Source organism: Sorangium sp. So ce281 (genome assembly GCF_051527395.1).
Lineage (GTDB): Bacteria > Myxococcota_A > Polyangia > Polyangiales > Polyangiaceae > Sorangium > Sorangium cellulosum_B.
Genome location: NZ_CP150322.1, coordinates 12,186,528 through 12,198,594, shown reverse-complemented (window position 1 = coordinate 12,198,594; position 12,067 = coordinate 12,186,528). Strand labels below are relative to the sequence as shown.

The 12,067-nt window shown below is 72.7% G+C and carries 8 protein-coding genes; 1 reads left to right on the top strand and 7 read right to left on the bottom strand.

Annotation, left to right across the window (positions count from 1 at the left end):
* Positions 1 to 113 precede the first annotated feature (113 nt).
* The 5 genes from WMF27_RS46800 to WMF27_RS46780 form a co-directional block, all read right to left on the bottom strand.
* The gene (locus tag WMF27_RS46800; protein WP_437762380.1) at positions 114 to 362 is read right to left on the bottom strand and encodes a hypothetical protein; all 249 of its coding nucleotides are present in this window, start codon (positions 360 to 362) and stop codon (positions 114 to 116) included.
* A gap of 33 nt (positions 363 to 395) precedes the next feature.
* Positions 396 to 1,238 (bottom strand): hypothetical protein, encoded by an 843-nt coding sequence (locus WMF27_RS46795; protein WP_437762381.1) that lies wholly within the window; start codon positions 1,236 to 1,238, stop codon positions 396 to 398.
* A gap of 60 nt (positions 1,239 to 1,298) precedes the next feature.
* Positions 1,299 to 3,143: a vWA domain-containing protein gene (locus tag WMF27_RS46790; protein ID WP_437943691.1), complete on the bottom strand. Its 1,845-nt coding sequence runs from the start codon at positions 3,141 to 3,143 to the stop codon at positions 1,299 to 1,301.
* A gap of 274 nt (positions 3,144 to 3,417) precedes the next feature.
* Positions 3,418 to 4,389: a type II secretion system protein GspC gene (gene gspC / locus WMF27_RS46785; RefSeq protein ID WP_437762383.1), complete on the bottom strand. Its 972-nt coding sequence runs from the start codon at positions 4,387 to 4,389 to the stop codon at positions 3,418 to 3,420.
* Positions 4,390 to 4,793: 404 nt separating this feature from the next.
* Entirely contained in the window at positions 4,794 to 6,353 is a 1,560-nt protein-coding gene (locus WMF27_RS46780; protein ID WP_437762384.1) for a BNR repeat-containing protein, read from the bottom strand.
* 425 nt (positions 6,354 to 6,778) lie between these two features.
* Here WMF27_RS46780 and WMF27_RS46775 point away from each other — a divergent pair, with 425 nt between their 5' ends.
* The gene (locus WMF27_RS46775; RefSeq protein WP_437762386.1) at positions 6,779 to 9,220 is read left to right on the top strand and encodes a TonB-dependent receptor domain-containing protein; all 2,442 of its coding nucleotides are present in this window, start codon (positions 6,779 to 6,781) and stop codon (positions 9,218 to 9,220) included.
* 73 nt (positions 9,221 to 9,293) lie between these two features.
* Here the strand turns inward: WMF27_RS46775 and WMF27_RS46770 are convergent, their stop codons facing one another.
* On the bottom strand, positions 9,294 to 10,271 hold the full coding sequence (locus WMF27_RS46770) for a sialate O-acetylesterase (RefSeq protein ID WP_437762387.1): 978 nt from the start codon (positions 10,269 to 10,271) through the stop codon (positions 9,294 to 9,296).
* A 550-nt stretch (positions 10,272 to 10,821) separates the two neighbouring features.
* Complete coding sequence (locus WMF27_RS46765) at positions 10,822 to 12,066, bottom strand: molybdopterin molybdotransferase MoeA (RefSeq protein ID WP_437762388.1); 1,245 nt, start codon at positions 12,064 to 12,066, stop codon at positions 10,822 to 10,824.
* Between the last annotated feature and the right edge of the window lies 1 nt (position 12,067).

The window sequence follows — 12,067 nt, the reverse complement described above, 5'->3', positions numbered from 1 at the left end:
GTCCGGACACCCATGCTCTCACTGGAAGTTTACGTGGTCCTTCGACTGAATTTATACGCCATGGATCGGCCTCGACACAACGCCATTTTGCACGGTTTCCTGGCTCGCATTTCTCACCCGACGCTGGCACAGATGGGGCGGAAAATGCCAACAGGATTGAGACAGGCCGGACGAGAATCCCATGAGTGGATCGCGCAGAGAGGCGCGTTCCGGCTCCAGCCAACGGTCGTGCGACTGAGCAGGTCGAGGACGACGTACAGGCCGTAGAAGACCCCAGGCAGCGGCCCGCGCAGCTCGGTGATGTCCCACGTCCAGATCGGGTTGGGGGCCGTGGCGGTGAGCGTCGGCTCGGCGTGCTTCATCGGCGCACGCTGGGCAGCGGAAGTCCTTCCTCCTCAGGCCCCTCCGCGCCGCGCGCCGTCCACCTCGTCGACCGCCTCGAGCGCGCTCTCGATCTCGCGGACGAGCTCGTCCGCCGCCTGCTGCTCCCTGTCGGCGCGCGCCTCCACGGCCGACGCGTCGAGGCGCAGCTCCACCCGCCGCAGCACCTCCGCGACCCGCTTGCCCTCCGTCGAGGCGGCGTCCACACGCCGCCGCTTCAGCGCGCCCAGCGCGGCCTCCACGGCCGGCACGAGCGGCGCGGCCACGACCGGGTGAGCGGCCCTCAGCTTGGCCCGGGTGCGCTTCGCAAGATCGAGCAGGCGGCCGCGCGGCGATCGGGCGCGCCGGCGCTGCACGACCCACCCGATCGACGCGAGCACGGAGGCGCCGAGCAGCACGGCCGCGCCCTGCACGTAAGGAACGGCCGCGGGCGCGACGGGCGGGAGCACGGCGTCCGGCACCTCGACCGTGATGCCCCCGTGAAGGCAGCTGCCCAGCTCCTGCGCCGTCTGGAGCCGCGAGCGCGCGAGCGGCAGGAGCCGGAGCGGGAGGCACGGGGCTTCCACGCCCGCGAGCGCGCACGCGGGGGCCGGATCCCCGGTCGCGATGGCGTGGACCTCGTGCGTCGCGGGGTCGCGGCTCGTCATGTGAAAGCCGCCCTGCTCGAGGTCGACGAGCCCGCCGCTGTCGACCGACGCGCCGCCCGGCGCGCCCGCGGGCCAGGTCGTCGTCGCCGCGTCGATGACCGAGGCGTCGGTCGAGCAGACCAGCTTGCCGCGGAGGACGATCTCGCCGCCCGGCGCGACGTCGACGTGCTGCGCCGCCACATCGCGCCGGAGTGTGAATGTCTGGGTCATGTCCGCCCCTCGGCTCCGCCGGTGGATCGCCTCCGCGCCATCGTGCCCCGTGCCCCGCCCTCAGTGAAGGTGCGTCCGCGAGGCCGTCTCGAGCAGCATCGCCAGCACGAGCGGATCCCCCAGGCCGCCCGCGGCCCCCGCGTGGCCGCGGAGGCGCGCGAGGCGGGCCGCGTCCTTCAGGAAGAGCGGCTCCCCGAGCGCCTCGGCCGCGGCATGCAGGATCCCCTCCCGCTCGGAGAGCAGCGCGGCGGCGCGAGCGCGATCGCCGAGCGCGATCTGGCGGGCGGCCTCGGCCAGCGTCTCGCCGGCGGCGAAGCCCTGGATCGTGCGGGCGACCGACGGGTCGACGCTCGCCGCGCTGTCCGCGTCGCCGGTCGCGTACGCGACCCGGAGCGGCGCCTCGTCCACGACGTTCTTCTTGGCGACACGGTCCTTGTACTTGAGCTCGATCGCCGCGATGGCCCGCGTGTCCGCGCCCGCCGGGAGGCCCAGCTTGAAGAGCATGGCGTGGCTGTCGTCGCGCGAGAACGCCGGGATGAAGAACCGCATCCCGCCCTCGGCGTCGTCCTGCCGGTCCCGCTCGATGCCGTCGCGCCGCGCGGACTGCGCGTCCGCCGCGACCTCGATCGTCCGAACGCGCGCCGCCTCCACGTCGTTCAGCCGGCGCGACCCGTAGACCTGGAGCAGCTTCACGTCCGGCTTCAGCCGCACCCGCAGCTCGACCGCGGTCGCGACCGGATCGAGCCGCCTGTCGAGCTCCGTCGCGAGGGCCGGGGCGATCTGATCCGGATCGCGCAGGTAGTAGTACCCGCCCGCGCCGTCGCTCGCGATGGCGCTCATCAGCGCGCCGTCGTAGTCGGCGCCGAGCCCGAACGTGCTCGTCTGGACGCCGCCCTGGAAGGCGTCGAGCGCGAGCCGCGAGAGCCGCTCCGAGCTCGTGATCCCGGAGTTCGCGCGCCCGTCGGAGAGCAGCAGCACGACCTTCACCGCGCCCTCCGGGATGCCCGGCCGGGCGGCCTGCGCGTAGCCGAGCGCGAGGCCCTGGCCGATGTTGGTGCCGCCGCCCTCGCGGATGCCGTCGATCGTGGCCTTGATCGCCGCCCGCCGCGGCCCGACGGGCCCATCGTCGATCCTGACGTCGGCGCCGCTCGAGAAGGTGACGAGGGAGAAGTCGTCGTTCGCGTCGAGCCTGTCGACGAGCGCCCGGGCCGCGTCGCGCGCCCGCGCCATGGGCTCGCCCTGCATGGAGCCGCTCACGTCGAGCACGAGGTGCACCGACAGGTGCGGCCGCGCCGCGGGCGCCTGCGCCGTCGAGCGGAGCGCGACGCGCACGTGCACCGGGCCGCCGCCGGGCGGGACCCGCGTGCGCTCGAGGTCCGTGCGCAGGGCGAGCGCCGCGCCCTTCGGGACGTCGATCGACGGGGCGTAGCGGGCGCCGACGTCGCTGACGAGCTCGCGCCCGTCGGGCGGGACGATGCCGCGCGCGACCGCGGACTCGAACGCGGCGAGGTGGCCGCCGCCGGGGCGGTACGTGGTGGCGAAGCGGCCGTTCGGGTCGAGGCCCGCGGCCTCGGGCGCCGCGGCGCGGGCCGCGCCCTCGCCCGGCGCCGCGGTGGCCGGCGGGGCGGGGACCACCAGGCCGCCGGCGCCTGCGCGCCCCTTCCCGCCCGCCATGTCGAGCCTGGGGGCGGCGGGCCCACGCGCCACCTGGAGGGGTTCGGCGGCCGACGCCACGGCCTCGCGCTTCGCCTCGTCGGCGTTCCCCGCCGGCATGGGCGCCGGGGAGGCCTCCGACGTCGCGGGGGCTTCCTTCGTGCTGCACGCGATCCCCGCCCCCGAGAGCCCCAGCACGAGCGCGCCGCCGAGGAGCGCTCGCCTCACCCACACGATTCCGAGTTCGTTCATGGTCTTCCCCTCCCGCGGACAGAGCGGGTGCTCGGTCTGACGGGTGAGCGCCGCATCTGTTCTGTCGCCCCGCTCCGGAGCGACGGCGCCGGCCGCCGCCGGGCGCACCAGCCGGAGAGACAGCGGCGATCGACCATTGTTCAGCAGGGATCGCCCGTGCGCCGGCGGAAGGCCGCCGCCCGGCCGCCACCGCCGGCGGGTGCGACAAGGCCAGGGGGCGCCCGGCCCCGCTCCCGCGCGGAGCGCGGCGGCCGGCCGGGCCCGCCTCCTCGCCTCAGCGGATGTTGACCCTGAGCCTCGTCGGGCGGCCGTCGCGCTCGACGACGACGGAAAGGCTCTTGTCGGAGCGCATGCGCGAGTAGGCCAGCATGGCCTTCTGTGGGTCGGTCAGGTCGATGCCGTTGACCGACCTCACGATATCGCCGCTCTGCACCCCGAACGACTCGAGCACCGAGCCGGGCTTGACCATCATCTTCAGCCCGATCACCTTGTTGTCCCGCATCTCCGGCACCGCCGCCGAGGTCTGCGTCACGAGCTCGGGCTGCGCGAAGATCTTCTCGGCCGCCGAGCGATCGATGTCGATCTCCGTGTCGCTCACCCGCTGCATCCGCGAGGCGATCTCGGGCGGGACATCGCTCCTGCTGCTCGGGCGGTAGGTCGCGCGGGGCGGGGCCGGCGCCGCCGCCTGCGGCTCGGGCTCCTTCTTGCCGCCCTCTCCGCCCTTCTTTCCGAGCTGCATCTGGCAGCGCGCGCCCCCCGAGGTCGAGGTCATCCACACCCGATCCCAGGCGATGTCCTCGACCTTCCGGCCGCCGATCTCGCCGCCTCGCCGCCCGAGCGCCGTGTGTCCGCCTTCGCCCTCGAAGGCGGCGAACGACCATTCGGGGTCCTCGGACATGGCGATCAGCACGACGCGGCCCGTATCGCAGGGTGGAGCGAGGTAGGGGTCGAGCTGCGAGAGGTCCGCCGGGCCGGCGGGTGCGGCGCTCGGCGGGGGTACGAGCGGCCCTGTCGTCGAGTCGAACGGATTGCGCTCGAGGATCGGCGCGGCGCTCGGCGGGGGATCCTCCTCGGAGAGCGGCGCCTCGACAGGATCTGTGACGAGGGGGGCGGACGTCTCGCCGTCCCGCGTGATCTGGTGGGCGATGAGCTGAGATACCCCGGAGGCCTGAAAATACGCGGAGACCGCGACCAACCCTCCCAGGATGAATGCGAATCGGCGCTTGACGAACGCGTCCGGGTTCATGAGTAACGCTCCTCCTGGCCGGAGCGCGCCGGGGCTCGCTGCGCGAGTGTCCCTTGCCGCCGCGGCGTTCGCGGCAGTGCACGCCCTCGCCACCGGCAAGACCGCGCCTCAAGGCGAGCACCGAGCGTGCCTGCGCGAGAGCGAGCGCGACGCGCGTCCCCATGGGCCAGGGACTGCCGCTCTGACTGGACCGCTCAGCGCCGGTCGCGGCTCGTCCGATACGGACGCGGAGCGCGCCCCGCGGGCATCACGCGCGTCGCCCGGAGGAACAACCGGAAGATCCGTCGATCAGGGGAGAGCTGGCGGGCAACGGGGACGGCGCCACGAGCGAGCTCGCGCGCTCGCCCCGGGGAACGGGGCCGTGAAGGGCGCGCTCGGGGACCGAGGAGCGCCCTTCGCGCGGCTCAGCGGAGCGTGTACTCCAGGCCCCAGATGTCCACGGAGCTCCGCGCTGGGTAGTACACGGTGAGCTCGTCCGAGGTCTCGAGCCGGGCGGCGTCGATCAGAGGATCGGAGAAGAATCGGCCCGAGTCGGCGGCGTCGAGGAGCGTCCAGGTCGCGTAGCCGTCGCTCGGGGAGGCGCCGGCGATGCGGAGATCGGGGAGGAGCGCATAGACGTTCTCGGTGGAGGAGATCGCGAGCTTGCCCCGGAAGTTCTGGACCACCTTCAGGCCGATGCCGTGGCGCGCCCAGGTCCCGTCGGTGTCGCGGAGATAATGGAAGAACTCGCTGCGCGTCCGGGCGCTGGTGAAGTTCGAATTGTCGGCCTCGGCGTCGGGGAGGTGCGAGAGCAGCACATGGACACGGCCGCTCGCGTCGACCGTCATGTGTTCCTGGTTGATGAGCCCTCGGTTCTGGCCGATGGGCCACACCGAGAGGCCCGTCGTGCTCCGTGTCACGAAGGAGGCGCCGGTCGCCGCGACCGTGGCGCCCGCGTTGTTCTTCCAGGTGCGCCCGTGATCGTCGCTGTAGACGTACAGGAGATCGTGGTTGGTCGTCGCGTCGGGCGTGTCCCGCCAGCACCACGCCGCGTGCAGGCGCGAGCCGCCGCGCGTGTACGACAGGCCGTGCAGGTAGGCGTTCATGCTGGCGTCGGTGCCCTCGATGTACTCGCCGAGCGCGGTCCAGGCGTGCGCCGTGGCGTCGTACTCCCACAGGTGCTCGTCGCCGCTGCCGCTCTCGCCGATCCGGGCGCTCAGGAGCATCCTGTCCCCGCCGGGCTCGGTGACGAACCGCGGGTACGTCACGAGGGACACGCGGGTCGATCCGACGAGCGCGCTCGAGACGGCGCCGAAGCTCGAAGCGGCCCAGGCCGCGCCTTCCGGGTCCGTCAGGAGACCCGTGACCGAGCGGCGGTAGTGCAGGTTGCTGCCGTGGTGATCGAACGCGAGGTGCAGCGTGCCGTCGCCCGGCGCGATCCCGAGAGAGATCGTGTTGTGGGCGTCGTCGGCGCTCAGCCGGTAATCCTTGAAGTCGAACTTCTCCCAGGCGCCTGCCGCTCCGCCGGGGCTCGCCGGCAGCCGCCGTCGCGCGAGGACGACGTTGCGGTTGGTGTTCCAGAAGGCGGTGTACTGGAAGCCGCCGAACGACACGATCGCGTCCTGCTGGAACGACTCGCCGTTCAGGTAGCCGCCGTAGGACACCACGGTGAGCCCCGACTCCGCGAGCTTTCCCTCGCCGAGCTTGACGATCCCCGGCGCGACGGGCTCCGCCCCGCCGCCGCCGGTGGTCGTGCTGCTGACGGTCGCGCTGCCGCTCGTCGCGCCGCTGGTCGTCGTGCCGCCTCCCGCGCCGGTGGCTTCGGAGGTCGTCGCGACCGCGCCGCCGCCGCCCGGGTTCGCGCCGCCTGAGCCAGACGAGGTCGACGACTCGGGCGTCGAGGGGCGCTCGCCATCGCTGCAGCTCGTCAACCAGGCGACCGGCGCAAGGACGGGCAGGATGGAGAAGATAAGTCGGAGGGTCATGCGTTTGCCCGAGGATACTGCCGTGCCGCGGCGGTACCAAGCGAGGCAAGCGGTGGTCGTTGAAGGATTCACGGCAGATAGCTCTCCAGCAATCGCATTGCGCTGTCATCGCCCACCGGCCAGAGCGGTCCGAAGAGGGCGCTCCGCAGGGAGACCTGGCAGCGCGGCGTGGTGTTCGAGCCGGTAAGGGGGGAAGTGAGCGGTCGTTCGGCGTAGATCATGGCTGGAGCCGGCGATCGACCTCCGGGACACCCCCGTCAGACGAGAGCGTTCCGATGCGACCGGTTCCGCGGGAAGCCCATCAAGACGCCGGCGCGAGCGCCGTTTACATGAAAACTATCATAATTTCGATTACTTGGCCGCCACGCTCTGCGGCGCATCGCCCCGCGCCGGTCCTCGCTGAGCGGCCCCTCCGCGGCGCGGCGATGCGCTTCCTCCGGCGATCCACGGCAGCCGCAGCGCTGCTCGCGAGCGCGCTCGCGCCGTGCCTCGCCGCCGCCGCGCCCGACACGCCGCTGCCCCACGCAAAGCCGCCTGCGGAGCCGTCCAGCGATGCGCCGCCCGCGGAGCCGTCCGGCGATGCGCCGGCCGCGAAGCCGTCCGGCGACGCGCCGCCGGCAGCGCTCGTCCCACCAGCGCCGCTCACGCCGCTCGGCGCCGACTACCCTGCCGGGGCGCATGGCGACGCGACGGTCCGCCTCGTCCTCACGGTCAACGCGGACGGGACCGTCCGCTCCGCGGTCGCCGAGGATGGCGTGGAGCCGTTCGCATCGGCCGCCGTGGCCGCCGCAACGTCGTTCCGCTTTGCGCCGGCCACCAGGAGCGGCGCGCCGGTCGCCGCCAGGATCCGCGTCGAGGTCCGCTTCACCGAAGCCGCATCGCCCGCGCCGCCCGACGCCTCCGCAGCCGCGCCGCCCGGCGCCTCCGCGCCCGCGCCGGAGCGCCCGGCCACGGCAGCCGGGCCGGCGCCGCGCGCGCCGCGCGCGATCGAGGTCACCGTGCGCGGCGAGCAGCCGGCGCCCGGCGTCTCCAGCTTGAGCCGCGGCGAGGTCAGGATCATTCCCGGCGCGTTCGGCGACCCCTTCCGCGCCCTCGAGGTGCTCCCCGGAGTGACCCCCATCGTCTCGGGGCTGCCGTTCTTCTACGTTCGCGGCTCACCGCCAGGCAACGTCGGCTATTTCCTCGACGGCATCCGCGTCCCGTACCTCTACCACCTCGGGCTCGGGCCCTCCGTGGTCCATCCCGGCATCGTCGATCGCGTCGACCTCTACCCTGGCGGCTACCCCGCGCGTCACGGTCGGTACGCCGGCGGCATCGTCGCGGGCGAGACGACGCCGCCGCTCCCGTACTGGCACGGTGAGGGCATGCTGCGGCTCGTCGACGTGGGCGGGCTCGTCGAGGGCCCCTTCGCCGGAAACCGAGGGGCCGCGCTCGTGGGCGGCCGCTACTCGTACACGGCGTTGCTCCTCTCGCTCGCCGCCCCCGAGGTCGCGCTCGATTACTGGGATTACCAGGCCCGGCTGTCCTACGAGGTCGTCCCGGAAGGCCGGGTGAGCCTCTTCGCGTTCGGCGCCCACGACTTCCTCGCGAGCGAGGAAGACGGCGAGGAGACGACCCTCTTCGACACGACATTTCACCGGCTCGATCTCCGGTACGACCAGGCCTATGGCCAGGGCAGCGCGCTGCGCGGCGCGCTGACGCTCGGCCACGACGAGACGGGGATCGAGGACGGCCAGAAAGCGCTGACGCGGAGCCTCGGCGCGCGCCTCTCGCTCGCTCACCGGCTGCGCGACGAGACGATGATCCGCGCCGGCATCGACGCCGTGGTCGACGACAACGAGCTCGATCTCGGGACCGGCGCCGACGCCCCTCCGGGCGGCGTCGCGCCGGACGGTGACGACGACGTCCCCGCCGACGATTTCCTCTTTGGCCACAGCCGCGTCGACCTCACGGTGGGCGGCTACATCGAGTCCGACATCGCGATCACCCCGCGCCTGCGCATCACCCCCGGGCTCCGGCTCGATCTCTACCACTCGGACGGCACGGTCGCGCTCGCCGTCGATCCGCGGCTCTCGGCGCGGCTCTCGCTCGGGCGGGGGGTGACGTTCGTGCAGGCGCACGGCATCGCCTCCCAGCTGCCGAGCTTCGTCGTCCCGATCCCCGGCGTCCGCCCGCGCCTCCAGGACGGCCTCCAGCGGAGCTTCCAGTCGAGCGCCGGCGTCGAGCTCGCGCTGCCGGAGGACATCACGGCCACGGTCTCGGTGTTCCACAACGCGTTCTTCAACATGACCGACGCGCTCGGCGCGCTGGGCCTCGAGTCGGTCGAGGACGCCTTCACGCTCCGCGCGCTCGGCGCCGCGACCGGCGTGGAGCTGTCGGCCCACCGGCGGCTCACGAAGCGCGTCGGCGGGTTCGCGTCGTACACGCTGTCGCGCTCCACGCGGAGCATCGGCCGAAGCCAGCGAGTGAGCTCGTTCGACAGGACCCACGTGGCGAACGTCGCGCTGACCTACGACTTCGGTCGCGGGTACAGGGCTGGCGGGCGCTTCGTGTTCTACTCCGGGCTCCCCCAGAGGATCGGCGGCGCGACGCTCCCGCCGATCAGCGGCGTCCCCGGGGGCTCCGGATCCCTCGCCGGCGAAGCGCCGCGGTGGGAGCGGCTGCCGCCGTTCTTCCGCCTCGATGTCCGCCTGGAGAAGCGCTGGTCGATCGGGAAGTCGGGCTGGCTGGCGGTCGTCCTCGACGTGCTCAACACCACGTTATCGAAGGAGACCATGCCGGGGATGTGTGATGCGTTCTCGCCGTGCAAGCCGACGACGTTCGGGCCTGTCACCGTCCCGAACTTCGGCCTGGAGGGCGGGTTCTGACGCCCCGGAGGCGGGGCGCCCCAGGCTGGCGGCGGCCCGCGCCCGCTCCGGCGGGAGGAGAGGAGGCCTCAGGTCACCACTTCAAGGCTTCGATCATCTTCTCACCATAACGCGTGCCCATGAGGACGACGGACGCATGATCGAAGTGGTACTGATCCATGACCTTGGTCCCCTCCTGAGAGACCCAGTATCCATCAGGCAGCATGTCGGCCGCCTGGCGCACGAGGTTGTTATGCGAGCTGCAACATCCGCCCGCAGGCAGCTCCCCGAGGATGAAGGGAACGTCGTAATCGACGCCCCAGGCTGCCTTCATCTCGTTGTAGAGCTGAACGACCTTGCCGGGCCATGAGCTCTGGCCGGTGTCGGTCTCACCCTGGTGGAAGATGATGCCCGCGAAGCGCGCATTCTCGGCCGTCTTCGCCTTGGCGATCTTGTTCAAGATCGTCTGGTGATGTGAGCCACCGGAGATGAACGTGTTGATCGACTCACCGCTCTCAGCGGTACCGATCAACCCGATCGTATCCCCCTCACGCAGCTTTCCGAGCAGGGTCTTGCCGAACCAGATGCCTGGGTCGACCGACGTCGACAGGTTGATTCGCGATTCACCAGGGCAATCGCTGAGCGGCGGATTGGCCAAGTTCCACTGTCCGGCCGGCTGGTTGCACCCGCCGAGGACCTTGAGCCGCTGGTCGGAGTTCTGGTCGCTGGCCTGTTTGGGCGCGACGCCAGCCATGTTCGACTGGCCCATGAGCATGAAGATGTGGAACGTCGGAGTCGAGCTCGGCGCGCCGCCGGTGCCTGCCCCGCTGCTGTCCGATCCAGTCCCCGCGGTCGTGCTGCTCGTGGCGCCGCCCCCGGTCCCCGCGGTCGTGCTGCTCGTGGCGCCGCCCCCGGTCCCCGCGGTCGTGCTGCTCGCGGCGCCGCCTCCGGTCCCCGCGGTCGTGCTGCTCGCGGCGCCGCCTCCGGTCCCCGGACCGGTCCCTCCGGTGTTGTCGGTATCACCGGTCGCGCCGGGCGAAGAGGACTCGCCACAACCCGACGCAGCGAGCATGGCGAGCAATGGGAGGAGCAGGAATCTGGCAGTGCCTCGGAGTGTGCGGTTCATCTGGGTCATGGTCATTACCTCGTCGCGCCCGGTCGCGATCAGAACACAAGAGCGGAATTGGGGGGGGCCGGCCGTGCGATGCCAACAGGACGAACGTCGCCCGCAAAGCGCTCAGCGCCGAGGCCTACCCTATCGCATCTTGGGTGCCTGGCATCCAGGATTCGGCCCGGGATGGCGCGCGGAAAGACCGCTGTCGATGGATTCTTTCATCGTCGGCGGCGCTCGTTCTCCCTGCCCCTCAAGCGCGGACCGGCCCTCTCGAAACGAAGCGGTTTCATGGTCCCGGATCCCGGAAATTTGAAACGGACGCGCCGCGCTGGCAACGCAGGTGACTCATCACGAGGCAACCGCGTTGCCCTCGCACTTCCCCGCGATCGCTGGGAAGGCCGCCAAGCGCTCATCGATGCCGTTCGGACCACGCTCGGCATCCCGGTGAAGCACGCCAGCTCGACTTGCACGCGGCTCCGCCCGGCGGCAGACCCCGCCGCCCCTCGCCTCACGGGTCGTAGAGCAGCACCTCGACCTCGGCGCCCTCGCCGATCACCGCCTCCTCGGCCTGCACGATGACCACGCCGTCCGCGCGCGTCGTCGACGACAGGATGGACGCGCCGCTCGTCGCGATCGGAGACACCCGATCTCCCTCGACACGCACCCTCACGTAATCGACGCGCCCGGGCTGGGAGACGATCGCGCTCGCCACCACGCACCGCCGCCGCCGGTGCGGCCACGCGCGCGGCAGGCCGCCGAGGGCGCGGATCGACGGGCCGGCGAAGAACTCGTAGGCGCAGAGGCACGACACCGGGTTGCCCGGCAGCAGGAACACCGCCCGCCCCCCGGGCAAGAAGCCGAACCCGGCGGGCTTCGCGGGGCGCATCGCGACGCCGTGGACCACCACCTCACCCAGCTCCGCGAGGACGAGCGGCGCATGGTCCTCCGAGCCGACCGACGACCCGCCGGAGATGAGCACCACGTCCCCGCCCGCCCCCTCGAGGGCGCTGCGCACCGCCTCGCGCCGGTCGGGGACGTACGTGACGGCCACGTCCGCCGCGCCGTCACGGCGCGCGAGCGCCGAGAGCACCAGGCTGTTCGTGTCGACGATGCACGCCCCGCTCGGCGCGCTCCCCGGCGGCAGGAGCTCGTCGCCCGTGATCAGGATCCGCACCGACGGCCTGCGCACCACGCGCACCTCGGCGACCCCGGTCGAGGCGAGCACGCCGACGTCCTGCGGGCGCAGCCGGCGCCCCGCCGGCACGACCTCGGCGCCCTCGAGCACGTCCTCGCCGATCGCCGCGACGTGCTTGCCGGACGGCACCGGCTCGCGCGCCCGCACGACCGCCGCCCCGTCGCGGCCCACGCCCTCCTCCGCGCGCTCCGCCACCAGCACCGCGTCCGCCCCCTCCGGCACCGGCGCGCCGGTCGTGATCCGCACCGCCTCGCCCCGGCGGATCGCGCCCGCGTGCGGGCGCCCGGGGAGCGACGCGCCCACGAGCGCGAGCTCCACCGGCGCGGAAGCAGCCGCGCCGGCGGTCGCCTCGCCGAGCAGCGCATAGCCGTCCATCGCCGCGCGGACGAAGTGCGGCACGCTGATCCGCGCGCGCACGGGCTCCGCCGCCACCCGCCCGGCCGCCTCGCCGATCGGGGCCAGCTCGTCGGCGAGCCGCTGGATCCGCAGCTCCAGGATCTCGAGCGCGCGCTCGACCGCCGTGTGCTCGCGAAAACCCCGCATCCGGACGTCACGCATC

Excerpts from the sequence above, each read along its gene's own strand:
- WMF27_RS46800 (WP_437762380.1), bottom strand. The coding sequence starts at position 362 with ATGAAGCACGCCGAGCCGACGCTCACCGCCACGGCCCCCAACCCGATC.
- WMF27_RS46795 (WP_437762381.1), bottom strand. The coding sequence starts at position 1,238 with ATGACCCAGACATTCACACTCCGGCGCGATGTGGCGGCGCAGCACGTC.
- WMF27_RS46790 (WP_437943691.1), bottom strand. The coding sequence starts at position 3,143 with ATGAACGAACTCGGAATCGTGTGGGTGAGGCGAGCGCTCCTCGGCGGC.
- gspC (WP_437762383.1), bottom strand. The coding sequence starts at position 4,389 with ATGAACCCGGACGCGTTCGTCAAGCGCCGATTCGCATTCATCCTGGGA.
- WMF27_RS46780 (WP_437762384.1), bottom strand. The coding sequence starts at position 6,353 with ATGACCCTCCGACTTATCTTCTCCATCCTGCCCGTCCTTGCGCCGGTC.
- WMF27_RS46775 (WP_437762386.1), top strand. The coding sequence starts at position 6,779 with ATGCGCTTCCTCCGGCGATCCACGGCAGCCGCAGCGCTGCTCGCGAGC.
- WMF27_RS46770 (WP_437762387.1), bottom strand. The coding sequence starts at position 10,271 with ATGCTCGCTGCGTCGGGTTGTGGCGAGTCCTCTTCGCCCGGCGCGACC.
- WMF27_RS46765 (WP_437762388.1), bottom strand. The coding sequence starts at position 12,066 with ATGCGTGACGTCCGGATGCGGGGTTTTCGCGAGCACACGGCGGTCGAG.